At 36.7% G+C, this 20,103-nt stretch carries 16 protein-coding genes; 14 read left to right on the forward strand and 2 right to left on the reverse strand.

Annotation, left to right across the window (positions count from 1 at the left end):
- Positions 1 to 108 precede the first annotated feature (108 nt).
- Complete coding sequence (ampD, locus tag QZ265_RS04855; protein WP_296403943.1) at positions 109 to 726, reverse strand: 1,6-anhydro-N-acetylmuramyl-L-alanine amidase AmpD; 618 nt, start codon at positions 724 to 726, stop codon at positions 109 to 111.
- A 373-nt stretch (positions 727 to 1,099) separates the two neighbouring features.
- Here ampD and QZ265_RS04860 point away from each other — a divergent pair, with 373 nt between their 5' ends.
- The 13 genes from QZ265_RS04860 (at position 1,100) to lpxC (ending at position 18,134) form a co-directional block, all read left to right on the forward strand.
- Complete coding sequence (locus QZ265_RS04860) at positions 1,100 to 3,181, forward strand: DUF4105 domain-containing protein (protein ID WP_296403944.1); 2,082 nt, start codon at positions 1,100 to 1,102, stop codon at positions 3,179 to 3,181.
- A 119-nt stretch (positions 3,182 to 3,300) separates the two neighbouring features.
- Positions 3,301 to 4,602, forward strand: a complete 1,302-nt coding sequence (locus tag QZ265_RS04865) for an alpha/beta hydrolase (protein ID WP_296403946.1) — start codon at positions 3,301 to 3,303, stop codon at positions 4,600 to 4,602.
- A 148-nt stretch (positions 4,603 to 4,750) separates the two neighbouring features.
- Positions 4,751 to 5,644 (forward strand): SDR family oxidoreductase, encoded by an 894-nt coding sequence (locus tag QZ265_RS04870; protein WP_296403948.1) that lies wholly within the window; start codon positions 4,751 to 4,753, stop codon positions 5,642 to 5,644.
- Positions 5,645 to 5,794: 150 nt separating this feature from the next.
- Positions 5,795 to 6,865: a hypothetical protein gene (locus QZ265_RS04875; RefSeq protein ID WP_296403950.1), complete on the forward strand. Its 1,071-nt coding sequence runs from the start codon at positions 5,795 to 5,797 to the stop codon at positions 6,863 to 6,865.
- Positions 6,866 to 6,969: 104 nt separating this feature from the next.
- Positions 6,970 to 7,644 carry an orotate phosphoribosyltransferase gene (gene pyrE / locus QZ265_RS04880; RefSeq protein ID WP_296403951.1) on the forward strand — a complete coding sequence of 225 codons (675 nt, stop codon included), beginning with the start codon at positions 6,970 to 6,972 and terminating at the stop codon, positions 7,642 to 7,644.
- Positions 7,645 to 7,888: 244 nt separating this feature from the next.
- Entirely contained in the window at positions 7,889 to 8,866 is a 978-nt protein-coding gene (gene gshB / locus QZ265_RS04885) for a glutathione synthase (protein WP_296403953.1), read from the forward strand.
- A 336-nt stretch (positions 8,867 to 9,202) separates the two neighbouring features.
- Positions 9,203 to 9,646: a DUF2147 domain-containing protein gene (locus QZ265_RS04890; protein ID WP_296403955.1), complete on the forward strand. Its 444-nt coding sequence runs from the start codon at positions 9,203 to 9,205 to the stop codon at positions 9,644 to 9,646.
- 457 nt (positions 9,647 to 10,103) lie between these two features.
- On the forward strand, positions 10,104 to 11,180 hold the full coding sequence (gene murG, locus QZ265_RS04895) for an undecaprenyldiphospho-muramoylpentapeptide beta-N-acetylglucosaminyltransferase (RefSeq protein ID WP_296403971.1): 1,077 nt from the start codon (positions 10,104 to 10,106) through the stop codon (positions 11,178 to 11,180).
- Between the two features lie 307 nt (positions 11,181 to 11,487).
- Entirely contained in the window at positions 11,488 to 12,921 is a 1,434-nt protein-coding gene (murC, locus tag QZ265_RS04900) for a UDP-N-acetylmuramate--L-alanine ligase (protein WP_296403957.1), read from the forward strand.
- A 355-nt stretch (positions 12,922 to 13,276) separates the two neighbouring features.
- Positions 13,277 to 14,140 (forward strand): cell division protein FtsQ/DivIB, encoded by an 864-nt coding sequence (locus tag QZ265_RS04905; RefSeq protein ID WP_296403958.1) that lies wholly within the window; start codon positions 13,277 to 13,279, stop codon positions 14,138 to 14,140.
- Positions 14,141 to 14,381: 241 nt separating this feature from the next.
- Positions 14,382 to 15,674 carry a cell division protein FtsA gene (gene ftsA, locus QZ265_RS04910; RefSeq protein WP_296403960.1) on the forward strand — a complete coding sequence of 431 codons (1,293 nt, stop codon included), beginning with the start codon at positions 14,382 to 14,384 and terminating at the stop codon, positions 15,672 to 15,674.
- Positions 15,675 to 15,772: 98 nt separating this feature from the next.
- The gene (gene ftsZ, locus QZ265_RS04915; protein WP_296403962.1) at positions 15,773 to 16,957 is read left to right on the forward strand and encodes a cell division protein FtsZ; all 1,185 of its coding nucleotides are present in this window, start codon (positions 15,773 to 15,775) and stop codon (positions 16,955 to 16,957) included.
- Positions 16,958 to 17,240: 283 nt separating this feature from the next.
- Complete coding sequence (lpxC, locus tag QZ265_RS04920; RefSeq protein ID WP_296403964.1) at positions 17,241 to 18,134, forward strand: UDP-3-O-acyl-N-acetylglucosamine deacetylase; 894 nt, start codon at positions 17,241 to 17,243, stop codon at positions 18,132 to 18,134.
- A gap of 294 nt (positions 18,135 to 18,428) precedes the next feature.
- On the opposite strand, the gene QZ265_RS04925 is transcribed toward lpxC, so the two are convergent.
- Positions 18,429 to 18,968 carry a hypothetical protein gene (locus tag QZ265_RS04925; RefSeq protein WP_296403966.1) on the reverse strand — a complete coding sequence of 180 codons (540 nt, stop codon included), beginning with the start codon at positions 18,966 to 18,968 and terminating at the stop codon, positions 18,429 to 18,431.
- A gap of 175 nt (positions 18,969 to 19,143) precedes the next feature.
- Between QZ265_RS04925 and QZ265_RS04930 the strand changes: the two genes are divergently transcribed.
- Positions 19,144 to 19,896, forward strand: a complete 753-nt coding sequence (locus QZ265_RS04930; RefSeq protein WP_296403969.1) for a CHAP domain-containing protein — start codon at positions 19,144 to 19,146, stop codon at positions 19,894 to 19,896.
- The last annotated feature ends 207 nt before the right edge of the window (positions 19,897 to 20,103 follow it).

Genomic DNA, 20,103 nt, shown 5'->3' on the forward strand with positions numbered 1-20,103 from the left:
TAGCACTATCTAGATAAGATATTTATATCGACCAGTGAAAATGTTATGGAAAGTAACACTTAATGAAATATATAAAAGCATTAAATCATTAAAATATTGTGATAAGGATTAGGTATTCCTTTGGCCAACTAGATCGCGTAATTTATTCCATTCAAAATACTTGCCTGGATCTGTTTTGCGTCCAGGAGCAATGTCACTATGACCGATCAGATGACGGTGCGTTTTAGGATAAGCCTTATAAATTGCAGCAATAGCACTTGCTAAAGCCATATATTGTTCTTTAGTAAAAGGCTGATTGTCTGAACCTTCAAGCTCAATACCAATACTATAATCATTACATTCAGTCTTACCTAGATAGCTTGAACGACCTGCATGCCAAGCACGGTCTTCAAAGTTCACAAACTGTGTTATCTCACCACTGCGCTCTATAAATAAATGGGTCGAAACTTGCATCCCTTCGATCGTTTTAAAATAAGGATGTGCCTCCCAGTCTAGGGAATTGGTAAAAAAAGCTTTGACATAGTGTAGACCGTTAACGTCCGTTTTTTTAAACTGATCTGGTGGTAGGCTTATATTATGAATCACAATAAGACTAATATCCGTGCCTTCAGGACGGGCATTAAAATTGGAAGATGCCATCCAGTTTGCTTGTGTCAAGCGACCTTGATGAATTTGCATTGGGGATAGAGATTTGGCGGATTTAGTAGCAAAAAGAGGTTTTTTCATAATGGTAAGCGGCGAATAACCAAGTTAATAAGATCTGTGAATAAACAAGCCATCATTTTAAAAGCTAGGCGGTAAACTGGTTTAAATAGTGGCGGTATTAAATATCAGTATTAAATATCAGTATTAAATGGCAATATTTTATAGCTTATTTAATGGCTTTGTAAAAGGGGCATGGTATCATTATTTATAAAGTATGCACTACGGGTTGCGATATCGGATTACATTTTGCATGAACAATAATAAGAAATAATGATTTAATTTTAAGTTTAATATTCCAAATTTGAAGATTGTACTGGGTGTTCTGATAATTATTAGTAATGATAACGAATGATTAATAATAATAACTAATGCAAGTAAGCTAATAGGCTAAATTATGTTAATTGATAAATCAGTTGTTTGGTCATCCTCCAAGTCATCTTTAAAGACTTATGCAAAGTTTTCAAGAATGTCATCTGTAAAAGCTAATAAGCGGCTTATATATAAGAAAACCTTGCTATTATCTATGGGTGCGCTATCAAGCTTGATACTCTCTATGCCAACTTTTGCCCAGCCTCAGAAGCTAAATAGCCCAGATAGCACAGACAGCCAAGTTAGCTCGTATAAAGATTCCCAAATGGTAATAGACTCGGCTGTTAATGACCTTCACCAAGCCTCTGAATTGTCTAAGCGGTTAAATGAACTTGCTAAGCAAAAGAAACTCAGCGAGCACCCTACATGGCTAAGACTTTATTATTATCAACCAGAGACTAAATCAGCTACAAAAAGCTCAACTAAAGATATAGCTTATAAAAGTAAAATTCAAACGTCTGACTTTTTTATAAGCGATGAAGGAAAAACAAACCCTAAGATAGAGCTAGAAGCTTTTATCACTGCTATGGTGACTGAAGAAACCAACGGAAATAATAGTGTATCTTGTCGCTTTCCTGCACGTACTCATTGGTTAAAAGAGCAGTTAGGACTAGCGCAAGGTGAACAAAAGTGTCCAGATTTCGATGCTTGGTTTCAGAAGCTAGACCCTAAGCGATTATCGGTAGTCTTTGCTGAAGAATATCCTAACCGAGCAGTTTCAGCCTTTGGCCACACCTTAATGCTTATAGATTCAAAAGCTAGTCTTGTAAATCCTAGAGCAATCGACAAAGCGTATGCGTTAAATGATACAGTGGCGGGAAACCCAGATGATCCATTTATTAAATACGCCATAAATTCTATAGTAGGTGGCTACCCAAATGACATCACTATCGAACCTTATCCAAAAAAATTAGCTGAATACCTACAACAAGATAATCGAGATGTCTGGACCTATACTCTTAATTTAACAGACGCAGAAATTCAGCAAATTATGCGTCATGTGTATGAGACAAAAGATTTGCAGTTGCCATATTATCTTACACTGGATAACTGCGCTTCAGAAATTTTGCGATATATTGATGTTGTACGTCCTGAGGGCAATTTGTTAGATCAGTTTACATTAGCAGTGGTGCCGTCTGATGTGGTTCGTTTATTATATAAAGAGGGGCTCATCAATAGCGAAAATTATTCTCCAGCAGATGCGACCTTAGCCCAAGCTAAGCTCAATAACCCACAAATGTCGGACTTACCAAGTAGTAGTATTGATGCCAACCATAATTTAATACCTACTCATTTAAGGCCAGTTGATAACAATGCTTTAAATGCCCACTCTCTTCAACGGGTAATGATTGGGGCAGGTTCTGAAGATGATACAGGTTATGTAAGTTTGGCTTATCGTGGTGGCTTTAATGGTCCTTTAGATCGCTCGAGTGGCTTCCCGCAAAACTATCATTTGGAGGTAGGCTCAGTTGCGCTTAGGGTCTATAAGGATACTGATAAGAATACTGGCAATCATGATAGCGTAGAGTTGCAAGAATTAGCCCTGTTACGAGGTCGCTCATTTAATCCCATAAATACCGCTCGAAAAGGCGACTCATTATTATCCAGCTGGGGCATTAATCTTCAAGCTATTAAGGTAAAAGACGGCTCACAGATGAATCATAACACTGGTAATGGGGGTCTAGATAATGACCATTTGGTGGGAAGCTTTGGTTATGAAAAAGGAATCTCCGTTGCGTTTGGAAAGCCGGATGCTGGTTCTGGTCAGTTACCGCCTCAACTTTGCTATGCTTTAGGGACTGGTCTGGGGCAAGTGGGTAAAGGACTTAGTAAAGGTTATCGAGTTGGCGCTGGGGTTAATATAGGATGTCGTTACCAGTTTAGTCCCAATGCTCGTTTGATAGGTGAGGTGCAGGTGCCTTATTGGTACCATGGCGACTCTACTAATGATCAAATTAAAAGTGGCTATTGGCAACCTATCTTGAGTCTAGGGGCTCAATATGACTTTGATAAAAACAATGCCATCCGCTTAAAAGGCAGTTATGAGTTGCAAGACAATATAGATGGACGAGAGGATATTCAATTAGCGTACGTCAAATACTTCTAAAATAGGCATAAATTTAAAAAAAGTCCTTTAAGTAGGTCTCAAACAATATATTACTTTTTAAAATAGGAATAGGTCGCCTGACATACTAGTATGGGTCAACTTACAAGGATGTTATTACTATGAATCAGCTTAACAAACCTTTGGATATGATAGCGCTAGAAAGCGAGCAGCCCTATTCAGAGCCATCGAGGGTTAAAGCGGGAACGCTATCGATAACTGACTTTTTATTAGGAATAAGTCAACTGACTACCATTGGTGTTATAGAAACTACAGCTATTGTTGAGGCGATACATCGAGAAATATTACTTCGACCTTTAGGTTTACTAAACCACAGATATGGAAGATTTTGGCATAAAGGTATTAGTAGCAGAGTCTATAAAGTAGTTAGAGGCATCACCTCTTTAGTGGGGCGTAGCTTGACTGTTGCGATAAATCAATATAATCACTTTACAAACAATGATAAGTCTCATCCCCTGCCTAATAGTCTGAACATGGTGGTTAATGTGTTAAATGGGGTGATGGGGGATCACCTAGAGACTAATAAGAACCCACTGGCTTTACCAACATCGCTTTATAACAGTGAGGGGTTACTACTGGCGGTTTCTAATCAAGTTAATAAGAATATGGCTCTATCTGGCAAAGTGACTATTATCTTACATGGTCTATGCATGGGTTATTTAAATTGGTTACCCAATAATGAAAATAGCCTGGGTCAAATTATTCAAAAGAATCAGCCTGACACCAATATATTTTATCTAAACTATAATACAGGGCGCCGCATCTCTAGCAACGGTCGTGAATTCTCAGAGTTATTACATCAATTAAGTACAACTTATACTGATATCAGTGAAATTAATTTAATCGGTCATAGTATGGGTGGTTTGGTATCGCGTAGTGCGCTTTATTATGGTGGTCAAGCTCAATATGAATGGGTGACAAAAACCAAAAAGCTAATTACATTGGGAACACCCCATCATGGCGCAGTACTTGAGCGCATTGGAAATACGGTTCAACAAACCATCAGCAAAGTACCTTTTGCAGGTTCGCTAAGTAAGCTTGGCGATATACGCAGCACGGGTATTATAGATTTACGCCATGGTAGTGTTCGTGATGAAGACTGGCACAGCTTGACAACTCGTAGCGTACTACCAGATGATGAACGTTATATCACAATGTTACCCGAGCATATCGATACCTATTTTTTAGCAGCAACTTTTAGCGAGAAAAAGGACGACTCTAAAGAAAGTAAGTTGCTTGGTGACGGTCTAGTAAGTATCAGTTCTGCCCTTGGGGAACATATTGAAACACATGATTTAAAAGTGCCGATGCATAGAAAAGCTATCTTTTATGGAATAGGACATTTGTCACTATTAACAGATAAACGGGTCATAAATCAAACTCTTGATTGGCTAAAAGATTAAGCTTTTTAGGACACATAATATCTTTAAACGCTCAACTAGCGTATTTCGTATGCCAAACGGTTTCCTAATTATTCCTAAAATAAAATAAGGCCAATGTTGAGTCAGTTACTCACAAGCCTATGAGACGATATAAATTCAGGACTAAATAATGATCGAAGACTTTAATAAAAACCTATCATCTTCTAAAGATTCTTTAGATGTAGAGGATGCATATTTAGTGATTGGCCAAGGCGATATAGGCCTTGAGGTAACCAATAGCTTAGCAAAATCACAAAAAAAAGTGACTGGATTGGCAAGGGGAGACCGTCAGTGTTACGATTTACAACATGGATCAGAGTTTTTACAAGCGGATGCCTTGAAACTATCTGCTGATCAAGTTAAAACCTTTACCCATATTGCCATCATAGTTACTCCTGACAACTACGATGCACCGAATTATAAAAATACTTATTTGGGTATTGCACAGCATTTTGCCAAGCTAGAGCCCCAACTACCGCACTTAAAACAAGTGGTGTTTATCTCTTCAACTGGGGTATACGGACAGGACAATGGAGAATGGATAGATGAAACAGTAACACCTAAACTACCCGAGCGTGAGGCATCCCAATATATATTACAAGCAGAACAGGTATTGCAACATGCCTTTAGCGCGCGGGCTGTTATTATTAGACCTAGTGGCATATATGGCAAAAAGCGATTAATGCGAGTGCGTAAAGCGAAAGAAGTAGACAAAGAGCCCATGCCAAATTGCAGTTGGACCAATCGAATTATGGACAGTGACTTGGTAAACATTATCGCTCAAGTATTGACATCACCTCAGTCAGATAAGTTAAAACCTGTATATCTAGCTACCGATTATCAACCAGTAACCTCTTTAGAATTAAGTACTTGGTTGGCAGCACAGTTGAATAGCTCAACACCTATTGCTCACAATGATGACCATACTATGACCGGAAAACGTTTACACAGCAATATCCCAAGAGACTGGTTACAATTCCCAGACTGGAAAAGTGGTTATCAATACATTTTACAATCTATCTAATACTACTTAGCCATTATTAAATAAAGGTAGAGGATTAAGCTTTTTTATACTAGTAGATAGTGAAATCTCTTATCTTTAATTACATATGGTTTTCAAATGCCCAATATACGATTGATTAAAAAGCACGTATCATAGTTTAAAATATTGATTATGCCTAAGGCCAAAGAGGGTAAATTGCGAACGGACAGCTTTAACAACCATGATAACGAAGACTTAATGGCTCAGTCTTTATTACAGCATCAAATTAAGTGTGCGGGAATGAGGCACCCTAATTTTAATGCTTCTACCATTACTGTAAATCCTGATCGTCCTTTGACTGATATTCCTCAGCCTACGCCTCGTTACCAATATACTTTGGGTAAGCTGTTAAACACTTTGGATAGGGATTGTGCTAAACCACAAAGCGCTGAAGAGGCTTCTATGTGGTCTTTAATTGCTTCGCCTGAGCTTGCTTCTCATTTAGACTTGCTTCAGCTAGGTGGGTTAATTAATTTGCCAAATCAATTTTTTGAGCCGTATGCTAATGGTGAGTCTAAGCTCTTAACTCCTTTAACACAGATGACTCTATTGGATATGTCTGATATCTATCAAGTCTGTGCAAAGTATCCCACTTTAACGCGGTATGGATTTAAAAATAAGCTAAACCCAAATATAGAGGCTAACCTTGATAAAGAGACTAATACTAATAGCATAGTGCACTCAGATGTTCTTTCAAATGGTAATAAAGATTCAACTGACGTATCTGTAGCAATGCCTGAAATGATTAATGATTTATTTGCCCCAAGTTGGGAGACTATACTTTATCCTGAACGATTTGATAATGAAGTAGATAGTTTGACTACTGATATCTTGCCTTGTAGTGTGGCGGTACATATTCTAAAGCAATGTAAAACCTGCGAATCTATCAACTACAGTTTGACGATAAAGCAAATTTGTCAGCACATGCGCAGTTATGTTTTAAGTGAGTGTAATACTCATCCTCAATTTGAAAAACAATACCGTCAGATTAGACTGTTTGAAGGTCATGTGGTGGTGGCAGCCCGCTATTTGGGTTTAGATATCGAGCATGCGCACAAACACAGCTCGGCCTCTATTACAAATAATAGAGGAGAGACCAGTTCAAATTTGGGACAACCTATATATATGAATGTATCTTCAAGCTCTTCTTTATTTATTCGATATCCAAATATTAGCAGTTATTATATTAATGGCTGGTCCTAATATTATTATCTCTACCTGCATAGCTGTCTTAATAGGGCTATAATACCCTCCTTTATTAAACGAGTACGTTCATATAAATTTTCATAGGTTTTAGAGGTTTATTCATGGCAGTTTCTTCTTCATCTAACACATTTAGTAGTAGTGACTTTATTCAACTGGCCTTATCTAATGACGTTTTAAAGTTTGGTGAGTACGTTTTGAAGTCGGGTCGTATTAGTCCATACTTCTTTAATGCCGGTTTATTGGCAACTGGAGAAACCCTATCTTTATTGGCCAATGGCTATGCTCAAGCTTTAGCAAAACAAGTTAAAAACTCTGAAAGTGATGAGCTGGTTATATTTGGAGCAGCATATAAAGGTATTCCATTTGTAGCTGCTACTGCTCAAGCTTTGTGGAACAATCATGGTATCAATGCACGTTGGGGTTATAACCGTAAAGAAGCTAAAGATCATGGTGAAGGGGGGAGCTTAGTCGGTGCTGATGTTAGTGGCAAAGCAGTTTGGGTATTAGATGATGTGATTACTGCTGGTACGGCAATGCGCGAAGTGGTAGAGATTCTTGACGCTGCTGGCGCGACAGTAGCAGGCATTATTGTGGCATTAGATCGTAAAGAGCGTGGTCAAAATGAACAGTCTGCTATTCAAGAGTTAGCACAAAGTCTAAACGTCCCCGTTCAAGCTCTAGTAAATATAGACGATATCATCGATTATATTGCTAAGCAGGGTGAAGCAACTCAATTGGCTAAAATGCGACATTATCGCGAACAGTATGGGGTTTAACCTTCTGTTTGAATGATTATCTGATTGAATGAATATCTGATTGAATGAATATCTGATTGATTGTTTAATAGTCAGCTTTATAGTAAAAAAACTAGTTAAAGGCTATAAGTTGCCTTTAAAACTTGATATTCGTTATAAGCTTTTCTTTTTAAATCAATAGCTGTCAATTTTCGGATTGGCAGCTTTAATATAACTATAAATAAAAATTTAGGTTCTTTAGGCAGTCTAAGCGGAGTAAATCATAATGACTCAACAATCAAGTAATAAACCACTTAACATTTTAGTGGTTATGGATCCGATTGAAACCGTAAATTATAAAAAAGATTCAACGTTGGCTATGATGTGGGCTGCAAGTGAACGTGGGCATAGTTTGGGTTATTGTCAAATTCATGACCTGTGGTTAGATAGAGGACAACTTAACGTCGATGCCCAATCGGTAACAGTACGCCGTAATCCTAAAGATTTCTATAGTTTAGCACCAAAAACCACGCGACCTATTACAGATTTTGATGTGGTATTGATGCGAAAGGATCCACCCTTTAATATGCGTTTTTTGTACAGTACTTATATGTTAGATCACGCAAAAAAGGTCGGTGTATTGGTAGTCAATGACCCGCAAGCGATTCGCGACTGCAATGAAAAGCTTTTTGCCACTTGGTTTAGTGATCTAATGAGTCCTACTATCGTTACAAGTAAGCAATCGCATATACGCGATTTTATCACTGAGCAACAAGATGTGATTGTAAAACCATTAGATGGTATGGGTGGTACAGGTATATTTAGATTGACCGCTGAAAGCCCTAATATTGGCGCCACACTTGAGATGCTTACAGAACTTGAAACCTTACCTATAATGGCGCAGCGTTTTCTACCTGAGATTAAAGAAGGTGACAAACGCATTTTGATTGTTGATGGTGAGGTTGTTCCATTTTGCTTAGCACGTATTCCTACCAAGGGTGAAACGCGTGGTAATTTGGCGGCTGGGGGTCAGGGTGTGGCAATGCCTGTAACTGAAAAAGAGATGGCAGTAGCAAAAAAAGTAGCACCTGTTGTTAAAGAAAAAGGCTTAATGTTTGTTGGTTTAGATGTAATTGGCGGACGTATTACCGAAATCAATGTCACAAGTCCTACCTGTATTCGTGAAATCAATGATCAGTGTGGTACAGACATAGCCGCTGACTTGATTGATGCTATTGAAAAAAGAGTAAACAAAAGCTACTAAAATCAAGATGCTACTTTCAGTAAGGATTTAGAAATACATTAGCAAACATTGGTTAGGTTATTGTAACAATTTAGTTAAATATTTCATTACAAAGCGGTTAATTATTTGTTAAAGTATTCTACAACGGAATAGGTTATGTTTTGACTTATAACTGATTAATTAGATAGAATTCTTATTTGATTGATTAGTTGATTGGAAGCGAGCTACATTAAACGAATGTAGCGAACGTTATATAAGTTTTAAGGCTTAACTTTTTAAGTAACTATTCTTAACTAGGAGTCTCAGTAGAATATTTAATTCTGACTGATTTTAATTAATTTGATACAAGGATGTATTATGAATACTTTAACAAAATCACTTTTACTAACTGCAGGTTTAGCTTTCGGTTTTAGTGCCAGTGCTGCGGATCAGTTAAATAATACTAAATGGACGACCTATAATGACAATGGTAGTCCAGATGCAGTTATTCAATTTAGCGATAATGATGGTAAGCTTTCTGCAAAGATTGTTCAAGTATTAGACCCTCGTGCAGCGACTAAGTCAGTCTGTGATACATGCAAAGGTAAATTTAATAACAAGCCTTTAATAGGTGGTACTGTATTGTGGGATTTAAAAGCTGATCCTAAGAACCCTAATAAATATGCTGGTGGTAAAGGTATAGAGCCTGAAACAGGTATGACCTTTTCTGGTAAAGCTGAATTAAACGGCAATACTTTGAAATTACGTGGCTATAAAGGAATTTCATTACTAGGAAAAACTCGTATTTTAAAACGCCGCTAATCAATTTTAGAAATATTCGAATTTATATTTATGTCGAAAGTAGGTTGTTTTTGATATACTTCTATACGTTAATCATTAATCAAGTTACTTGAAAAACGTTTAATAAAGGAATATTTACTTTTCCTAACGAAACTTTTTTAAAGTCATATAAGCCAAGCTGCGACTCGCTCGTTGCTTGGTTTTTTTATTTATTTTTATTTGATGATAGCAGTGAAAAACCTACAATATGATAATTATATATTTGGTAAAAACCTAAAATTTTGTTGTACAATAACCGCCTTAACTAAAAGCAGGACATCGCTTAGCCCCCCATTTAATGCTATGATTTTTTAATTAGAGCATAGCTTTGTTTTATAAAAACCTAGGAGATTTTGCTGTGTCTGAGACCCCAACCCTAAATCCTACTCCTCAAAATACCTTGTCTACTAAGGCAGTAATTGTAGCTCCGAACGTTTTAATGATGGCGGCAGGAACAGGGGGTCATGTATTCCCAGCACTAGCAGTGGCAGAAGAGCTTACTAAACGAGGTGCTGTCGTGCACTGGCTAGGTACGCCGCAGGGTATGGAAAATGAGTTGGTTCGTCCAATCGGATATGCTTTTCATACTATTGATATGCAAGGGTTACGCGGTAAAGGTGTGACCAGAATGTTAAAAATGCCGGTTAGCTTGTCTCAAGCTATGCTAGCGAGCATTAGAATTATCAAAAGAAATAATATCGATGTTGTAGTTGGATTTGGGGGCTATGTGAGTGCACCTGGTGGGTTGGCAGCAAAATCGACAGGAACGCCACTTATTATCCATGAACAAAACGCTATTGCTGGTATGAGTAACCGTTATTTGGCCAAGTTAGCTAGTAAAGTGCTACAGGCTTTTCCTAATACTTTTGGCGATAGCGAGAGTAGCGATAACCCTAAGCTTGAAACAGTGGGTAATCCTGTACGTGATGCTATTTGCAAAATTGCTCCGCCTGAAGAACGTTATAAACTTGAGGATACTAGCCCATTGAAATTGTTGGTTGTGGGAGGGTCTTTAGGTGCAGAAGCCTTAAATAAAACTGTGCCGGCTGCATTAGCGCAGTTAGATAAACCTATAACAGTGTATCATCAATGTGGTCGTAATAATTTAGCTAGCACTCAAACCTATTATCAAGCGGTCAACAGAGCGGTTCATGAGGTAACGATTAATCCTTTCATTGAAGATATGGCAGATGCTTATGCCTGGGCGGATGTCATAGTTTGTAGAGCTGGCGCTTTAACAGTCACCGAAATCCAGAATGTGGGTTTAGCAGCTATTTTCGTACCACTACCTCATGCAGTCGATGACCATCAAACGGCAAATGCACGTTCTTTAGCGATAGAAGATGCGGCCTATATGATTCCACAAAATAAGTTCAACCCTGAATATTTGTCGCAAACTTTACTTGATTTGGATAGAGAGAAATGTAAAAAAATGGCTATAAAAGGTAAAGCTTTGGCCAATCCAGATGCTACTGTTAAAACGGCAAATTTTATTTGGAATGAAATAGTCAAATAAATGACAACAGTAAGCTTTGTTTTTAATCTATAGCATTAAATGACTAATAGTAATAGCCAATTTTTAATAGCATATTAATATGACTTTAAACCTTAAGCTTAATGTTTTTATAAACCAACCTTTAACTGATAATATTGTCACTAGTTATAGATGATTAAATATAACTCGTTAAGTTGTCTATAATTATGTTATTTATTATTAAGTTGTCTATAAATTGTTTATTAAGTCAATGCTTAAAAAATCATGAATAAATTGCTGTTAATACACAGCACAAAATTTGTTTTACTGAATATATAAAGAGATCCTTATGTTAAAAGCACGCCTGCCAAAAAGATTGATTGAAATTCCTGAAATGCGTCGTATAAAGTGTATTCACTTTATCGGTGTTGGTGGAGCAGGAATGTGCGGTATCGCTGAAGTGATGAAAAACCAAGGTTATGGAGTAAGCGGTTCAGACATTAAAGAAAGTGCAGTGACTAAGCGTCTGCAAAGTCTGGGCATTGAAGTATTTATTGGTCATGATTCAAAAAACATTGCTAATGCCGATGTTATCGTAGTATCTTCAGCCATAGATCGAAATAATCCAGAGATACAAGCTGCTTTAAAAGCTCAGCTTCCAGTAGTACGGCGTGCTGATATGTTGGGCGAATTAATGCGTTATCGTCATGGCATTGCAGTTGCTGGTGCCCATGGTAAGACCACAACCACTAGTCTATTAACAATGATGATGACTGAAGCAGGTTTAGATCCTACTTACGTCATTGGCGGTAAGTTAAATGCTTCTGGTAAGAATGCATCATTAGGCGAGAGTCGATATTTAATTGCAGAAGCTGATGAGTCTGACGCATCTTTTTTAACTTTACATCCGATGGCAGCTATCGTTACCAATATCGACCAAGATCATATGGAAACTTATGACAATAGTTTTGATAGATTAAAAGCAGCTTATATTCAGTTTTTACAGAACATGCCGTTTTATGGATTGGCGGTGGTTTGTGGAGATGATAAAGAACTCTATAGCATGATTGATGACATAGGTCGTCCTGTATTAACTTTTGGATTTGAAGCGCATAATAATGTCCGTGCTGAAGACGTACGCGTCGAAGGGACTAAAACACACTTCACGGTACTTCGTAAAGACCATGAGCCGCTAAAGTTAACTTTAAATATTCCAGGACAACACAATGTTCTTAATGCTTTGGCGGCAATTACAATGGCGACTGATGAAGGGGTAGATGACAATGCTATCAAACGTGCTTTAGAGAAATTCGCAGGTGTCGGTCGCCGATTTGAGCAACAAGCTTGTGTTAAAAAAGAAGATGGTGATGTATTATTAATTGATGATTATGGTCATCATCCGGTAGAAGTTGCAGCCACTATTAAAGCAGCTCGTGAAAGTTATCCCGAGCGCCGACTGGTAATGATGTTTCAACCGCATCGTTATACCCGAACTCGTGATTGCTACGATGATTTCGTAGCTGTATTATCACAAGTAGACGAACTCATGCTTTTAGACGTTTATAGTGCTGGTGAAGCGCCTATTGTGGGAGCTGACACCAAATCATTAGCACGAAGTATTCGTTTGCGTGGTGAAGTTGAACCTGTGGTAATTGATAAAGCCGAATTAGCACCGGTAATGCAACGTGTGCTTAAAGCTGGGGACATATTAATTACGCAAGGTGCGGGTAATGTGGGTCAGTTATCACAGGAATTGGCTGCAAATAATCTTTATATTTTATAGTTATCTAATTTAAAGATATTCATATAATGTTTTACTCATTAAAATACTGACTTTGCTTAATGCAACAGTAAATGATACAACTAGTATAGATAATATAATAGGCATTTATGGGCTAATTAATAAAGCAAATCCTTTAACTAAGCTTAAAGCCGATGTAATGTAATATAGTAAATAAATTATTTATTGGAATTAATACTATCGATGTTAATACTTTATACATATATCGATTATTACAGTAATTAAAGGTTCTGTTATATATTGATACATGCTTGCTAACGGTTGCAGCTATCGCTTATTAAACAAATAAGTTACAATTAAGAGTTATTACACTAAAATGGATACTACGGCTACTTCTGTGAGTAAAACTGCGTTGAACCTAAGTAAATTTCTATCTGCAAAAACGTGGATCACCATTACGGTAGTTTTATTTATTGCTATATTTTTTTTAGTATCATATAGGATTTATAACTCGCAACCTGCTAAAGTGGTAATTAATTCCAAGAACCTTGATGCTGCGCAGTATGAAACTTTAAATAAAGCTATGGGTAAAAAAGAAGCAGGGAGTTTTTTCACTGCCGTATTACCTGAGTTAAAAGATGGTGCTATGCAGCAAGATTGGATTAGTCAAGTTGATATCGAGCGAAAATGGGGAGAAGGCATTGTTATAACTGCCTTACCACGTGAAGCGATTGCCCGATTTGGTAGTGAACATTTGATTGATGCTGAAGGAAAGGTTTATAAACCTGTTAGTGAATCTGAGCTAAGGCAATCTGGCCTGATAATGTTACAAGGTGATGCCAATCAATCAACGATTATTATGCATCAGATGCAACAAGTTAACCAATGGTTTGCTCCGCTAAAGATGCATGTACAAGACTTAATACTAACGCCTCGAATGACTTGGGTAATTAAGTTTGATAATGGTATGCGTATCATTGTTGACAATGAACATACCTCACAAAAGCTTATGAATTTAAGTCTGTTGTTACAAAATAAGCTGTCAGATAAACGCAGTAGTATTGCATCCGTGGATTTGCGCTATAAAAATGGGTTTGTGATTGATTGGAAGGAGCAACAAACAGATACTGCTCCTATTTCTTCAAATCAAATTAAACCTTCAGATACAAGTGAAACATTGTCCACTCAGCCTGTGGTACAACAAAATTCTAATACATTAGACCATGAAGCAAGTGCTATAGAAAATGATATTGCACTTTAGTTGAAGGCCGCATCAATATTAATTTGAAGCGGTTTCATTTGATATTTTAAAAGTTAAATTTATTAGTTATGACATAACTAAATTAGGTATGGCCATTTTTTTAGCTAATATGACTAAGGATAGGCGCATAGCTCTATTTATACTGTAACCCTAATCTAATCTTACTGTTTAATTTAGGATAAAAAAGTATATTATTATACTAATAAATCCTGACAGTATATACCTAAATGTTTTAAACTTTATGAGTAAATCTGAAAATCTTCTCGCCGTTATTCATCTTAGTGCTACTGCAGTTTATGTGGTTGTGGCCAATGTTGTTTCAGCTACAGACATTCGCATTAAAGGCGTGGGAGAGATGCCAACTGAAGATTTTCAGCAAGGTCAAATTAAACACTTTGATCGCTTAAAAAGTTCTATTCGCCAAGCCATTATCCAAGCTGAAGAAATGGCTAATTGTCGTATTCACAGTGTTTGGTTAACTTTATCGACACCTGAGTTATTAAGTGGCAATGGTTTTGGAGCAGTAGACATAGAACAAGGTGTGGTTGAAACTCAGCATATCGTCAATGCTTTAAGTTTGGCGAAGTCCAGTGTTCTGCCAAATACGCATTACTTAATGCATCATTGTCAGCAAGGCATCTTTTTAGACAATAAAGAGCAAATGGTTGATGATGCTATCGGTATGTATGCCAATAAAGTTACGGTCATGTATCACTTAATGATGATGCCGGTAGCGAGTAGACAGAATATCCAAAAGTTAATTCAAGCCTGTGATATAAGTATTGATCATATTCTATTTGATGCGGTTTCCAGCGCTGAATATAGCTTAATGCCTGAAGAGCGTGAGCAAGGGGTTTGTCTAATCGATATAGGTGCTAGTACGACGAGCATTTGTGTTTATCGAGAAAATAAGCTAATTTTTACTCATTGTATTGCAGATGGTGGCAACAAGGTCACAATGGATATTTCGGCCGAGTTAGGGCTTACGATGATGGAAGCTGAGAAGTTAAAAATTCAAAGAGGAACAGTTAATACTCGTGATGTTGATCCCACACGTTTTGAAACGTTACCTAGAGTGGGTATGGCTGATGAATCCACTATCAGTATGTTACAATTATCGCAAATTATTGAAGCACGTTATATTGAACTTTATCGAGTTATTTTTCAAAAGTTGTCTGATGAAGGTTTGATGGACTATCTGCAACGTGGCGTGATTTTAACCGGTGGTGGTAGTCAGATTCGCGGTATGGTGCGTTTTTCAAAACGTTTATTGGAAATGCCAGTGGTTATGAGTAACCCACACAAAGCCATTACTGCATATACTCATTTTGATGATGATGATAAAGTAAAAGAGCTGAACCTAAGGGTAAATCAGCGCTCGATTCATACTTCTTACGGGGCTTTGTTATACAGTCAAAGTGAACAGTTTAAGCACAGTGAGAAAAGTTCTCCAGAAGCTTTAGATCTTAATAAACCTACAAGATTTAGTACTATTAGACACAATTTGAATAACTTTTTTAAAAGCATAATGTAATTAGCACCTATCATCTATTTCATATATTAAAGTCACGACTTTAGTTATAGCTTTATGAATGAGCGACTTGACTAAATGGATGACCTCAAGGAGTGATAATGTCAAAGTATACAATGGTTACCCATAGCCAGGATCTAAATAATGGTCAAGCACGTTTCACCGTTTTTGGAGTGGGCGGTGGTGGTGGTAATGCTGTTGAACACATGGTTCAGCAAGGTGTGAAAGGTGTATCCTTTGTTTGTGCCAATACTGATAAACAAGCTTTAGATAGATTAACGGCTGAAAACAAACTTCAGCTTGGTGCAAATACCAATCGCGGTCTTGGGGCTGGTGCTAACCCGGAAGTTGGACGTGAAGCAGCTGAACAAGATGAGGAAGCTATTCGCAAGTTGCTTGAAGATTCCGACATGGTATTTATCACTGCTGGTATGGGTGGCGGTACGGGTACGGGTGCAGCACCAGTCGTGGCTCGAATTGCTAAAGAAATGCAAATCCTAACTGTGGGTGTGGTAACTACGCCATTTAAGTTTGAAGGTGGTAAGCGTATTAAAGCAGCTAAAGCCGGTATTGATCAATTGTCTAACTTTGTTGACTCTATTATTACTATTCCAAATGATAAACTGCTTAAAGTATACGGCAATATCTCTATGCAAGATGCTTTTAAGAAAGCTGATGATGTATTGATGCATGCGGTTCAAGGTATTGCCCAGACGATTTCAAGCGAAGGGGTTATTAATATCGATTTTAATGATATTCGTACTGCTATGACAGCTAAGGGTCATGCCATGATGGGTATTGGTCGTGCGAGTGGTGAAGATCGCGCGCGGCAGGCCACTGAAAAAGCCATACGGTCACCTTTATTAGATGATTTGCTATTAGAGAATGCCAAAGGTCTTATCGTAAACGTAGTTTCTTCAGAATCAGTCACTCTTGACGAGCTGAATGAAATAACTCAAGTGGTAAACGATATTACGGATATTGAAGATGCCAACATTTTTATTGGTACCGTTATCGATGAGAAATTGGGTGAAGACTTACACGTAACTGTAATTGCGACAGGTCTAACTTTAGACGATGCTGATAAACCAGTTAATATACCTTCTCGTACTAGTAATTTAACTGTAGACCCAAGTCTTCATACTACTGCATTCAACAAACAACAAAATACAGCCCCTAAGCCCGTTAGTCAGCCTGCAGCAGCCATGCCTGCGCCTGCGTCTCAGCCTGCAGGCACTAAGACGAATAGTATCCAAGACTACTTGAAGCGACAACAAAATCGTTAGTCAAAAAAGATAGCGTAGATAACACAGACTTAAACGGATCTATGATAGTTAAAAGTTTTTAAGAAAATAGGTAAGACTTTTAAACTCAAAAGTATTGAAGCCAAGCTTAAGCTTGGCTTTTTTTATGTGTAATTTTCATAGTTTGGATAAATATAGTGTAGATACCCTTAGTAGATGGTTGACTGTGTTAAAATCAGCGTATTTAAAAGCTTTAACTAAGCTTAAATCAAGCTTTAATTTTCAACTTTATTATTCAGGTTTAAATACTAAGAGTAACAACTTTATGAAACAACGTACTTTAAAACAGCCTATTGAAGTTATCGGTGTAGGCTTACATAGCGGACGTGAGGTCACTATGATTTTAGAGCCCGCAGGAAATGATTTTGGTATTCATTTTTTACGTACTGATATTGATAATGCGCCGTTAATCGCTGCTGACGCCTTTTTAGTGACCGATACTGTTATGTCATCTAACTTAGTGGTCGATGATATAAAAATCGGAACTGTAGAGCACTTATTAAGTGCTTTAGCAGGACTTGGCATTGATAACTTACTTGTTAAAGTATCTGATGTCGAAATACCTATCATGGATGGCAGTGCCCTGAACTATGTACAGTTGCTGCTAAAAGCCGGTATTACAGAACAATCCGCCCCAAAAAAGTTTTTAAAATTATTAAAAACGGTGAGGGTAGAAGAAGGTGATAAATCTGCACAATTAGAACCTTATGACGGATTTTGTTTAGATTTCCAAATAGATTTTGATCATCCTAGCATTCCAAAAGATACTCAACATTACTTGTTCAATTTTAGTATTCAAAATTATATAGAAAACGTTGGCAATGCTAGAACTTTTGGGTTTATGAGAGATATTGAATATCTTAAAGATAATAATTTAGCACGTGGTGGCAGTTTAGATAATGCCATTGTTCTAGATGAAGAAGGAATATTAAATAAGGATGGTTTGCGTCATAAAGATGAATTTGTGCGTCATAAAATTTTAGATGCAATTGGGGATTTATATTTAGCAAAATATCCCTTATTAGCAAAATTCTCAGCCTATAAATCAGGACATGGTTTGAATAATAAATTGGTAAAAACAGTGTATAGCGATCCCAATAACTTTGAAATTGTAACAATTGATGACACATCAATTTTAGCAGTTCACTATAAAATCTAAAAATCAAGAAAAAATCAAAATTATTTTCCAAAAATTTCAGGATTTTTTTTAAAACTAAGAAACAATGTGGAAATATAAAAAAAGTGAAACTTAGATTTCACTTTTTTTCATTAAAAATTCATCGATTCTTGTTTAGACCAAACAATTTCAATACTTGGCAGTTTAATACTCTAAAAATTCAGCTATCAAAGAGGCAATCAATTTATATAAATATTGTTAATCAGTTTTATAAATCAAACAATATATGCCAATAATACCACGCTAAGTTACATAATAAAACAATTAAGAAAGTTTTTAGTTAGAATTTATCAAACGTTTTAAAGCATTTTTTAACTTTTCATCTTTAATGACATGCTCAAAAGTGTGTGTTATAGTTCTCTTCGTTGTTTGGGTGAGGCCATATTTAATGTGGGTTGAGCCTTTATTAAGAGTTGATTTCGATTGATTTAAAACTAAGTATGAATGACCCTTATTTTCATAAAATTGTTCAATCGAAGCAGCATGAGTAACGATTACATCTATATTTTTTAGTTCAAGAAATGTAAGAGATTGTTCTTTTAGTATATGAATTAGGTTGTTTGATTGGTATTTAAGATGGTTAGCAGCAGTCTGTGACTGAACAGAAATTACCAAATTATTATCTTCAAACTTAACTACCCAAAGTGATTTTAAAATTTCTTCTGGTAGTCCTCTTCCTAATAAAACTTTTATCTCTTGCGTTAACTTGTTCAGCTGAGTACATTTTTCACTTAAAGACTTAGGCAAGGAAGAAGCTGCAGACTTTTGATGATCAATACGCTTTGCTAAATGATTGGGTTTTAATGGATATTTCATTTCAGATCTCAAACTCAATTAATAGATGAAGTTACCACTGAATATCAAGATAGCATAAACGGTTGCTAAATCTAAATATAGGCTGTTTTGTTGAGTCGTATGTTTTTAATGAAGATTAAATAACTATTTGACAGGTAGGTTAAATAGTACACAAAAGTTTAATTCTAGGAATGTTATGAAAAAGTCACTTATTATTTTGTCGTTAATGGGGCTAAGCGCTACCCAAGTAAATGCATCGGTTCAGCAGACCTTTGAACCAACAATTAGCACTTCATTAGCTTCAGTTAGTAATACTTCTATTACTCCGGTCAAATCATTTACAGTAGTTAATAATTTCTCTAACATCTCATCTAATACTATTCAACGTGTTCAGAATATTGAGTATCTAAATAATCAAGCACAGCAAAAAAGTGATGAATTGGCTCAACTATCAAGACAGTTAGAAAGCAAATTTACAACTTCTACTTCATTTGCAACTTCAGCAAATAATCCAAGCATCGGTTCAGTTCGTTTAACCAGTTCAGCGCCTCCAGCTTTAGCAGCTTCTCGCGCAGCCCGTGCTGCAAGTTCAAACTCTATGGGCTTATGTGCAAAGTACGTACGTATAGCTCTTCAAGCAGCAGGATATAGCTTTACACCTAATGAATCTGCTTATCAATATGCCACTCGTGGTACGTTAGCAGAAGCGGGTTTTATTAAACTTAACAATGATAGCTATCAACCACAAGTTGGTGACGTAGCCGTATTTAACCGCTCCTCTAAGAACCCACATGGTCATATCCAAATTTATGATGGCTCACAGTGGGTATCTGATTTTAGACAGTCTAAATTTAGCCCTTATAGCAGCCACAATGGCTATTCTGTATGGCGTGATAGTCGTTATCTAGACGCATCAAACAAAGGCACTTATTTAGCGATGAACGACTAGTATTCTATTTAAGCTAAGCTGAGTTTATAGATAGCAACGCTTTTATATTCAACTTATATATAATATGTGCTGGCTAATTGCTACTTGCCTAAGTATTATGATAAAAATGATATAATAGATTAGTCTTAGTTTGCTTAGGTTGAGTTATTTTAAGGCTATAAATATAAAAAAATCTCATTTATATCTAATTATTTTAGATAAATGAGA

The organism is Psychrobacter sp. (assembly GCF_018260395.1).
Classification (GTDB): Bacteria; Pseudomonadota; Gammaproteobacteria; order Pseudomonadales; family Moraxellaceae; genus Psychrobacter.

Bases quoted from the DNA above. Each gene is read 5' to 3' on its own strand.
- QZ265_RS04870 (WP_296403948.1), top strand. From the start codon at position 4,751: ATGATCGAAGACTTTAATAAAAACCTATCATCTTCTAAAGATTCTTTA.
- ftsZ (WP_296403962.1), top strand. From the start codon at position 15,773: ATGTCAAAGTATACAATGGTTACCCATAGCCAGGATCTAAATAATGGT.
- QZ265_RS04930 (WP_296403969.1), top strand. From the start codon at position 19,144: ATGAAAAAGTCACTTATTATTTTGTCGTTAATGGGGCTAAGCGCTACC.
- murC (WP_296403957.1), top strand. From the start codon at position 11,488: ATGTTAAAAGCACGCCTGCCAAAAAGATTGATTGAAATTCCTGAAATG.
- QZ265_RS04875 (WP_296403950.1), top strand. From the start codon at position 5,795: ATGCCTAAGGCCAAAGAGGGTAAATTGCGAACGGACAGCTTTAACAAC.
- QZ265_RS04890 (WP_296403955.1), top strand. From the start codon at position 9,203: ATGAATACTTTAACAAAATCACTTTTACTAACTGCAGGTTTAGCTTTC.
- ftsA (WP_296403960.1), top strand. From the start codon at position 14,382: ATGAGTAAATCTGAAAATCTTCTCGCCGTTATTCATCTTAGTGCTACT.
- gshB (WP_296403953.1), top strand. From the start codon at position 7,889: ATGACTCAACAATCAAGTAATAAACCACTTAACATTTTAGTGGTTATG.
- pyrE (WP_296403951.1), top strand. From the start codon at position 6,970: ATGGCAGTTTCTTCTTCATCTAACACATTTAGTAGTAGTGACTTTATT.
- murG (WP_296403971.1), top strand. From the start codon at position 10,104: ATGATGGCGGCAGGAACAGGGGGTCATGTATTCCCAGCACTAGCAGTG.
- QZ265_RS04860 (WP_296403944.1), top strand. From the start codon at position 1,100: ATGTTAATTGATAAATCAGTTGTTTGGTCATCCTCCAAGTCATCTTTA.
- QZ265_RS04865 (WP_296403946.1), top strand. From the start codon at position 3,301: ATGAATCAGCTTAACAAACCTTTGGATATGATAGCGCTAGAAAGCGAG.
- lpxC (WP_296403964.1), top strand. From the start codon at position 17,241: ATGAAACAACGTACTTTAAAACAGCCTATTGAAGTTATCGGTGTAGGC.
- QZ265_RS04925 (WP_296403966.1), bottom strand. From the start codon at position 18,968: ATGAAATATCCATTAAAACCCAATCATTTAGCAAAGCGTATTGATCAT.
- ampD (WP_296403943.1), bottom strand. From the start codon at position 726: ATGAAAAAACCTCTTTTTGCTACTAAATCCGCCAAATCTCTATCCCCA.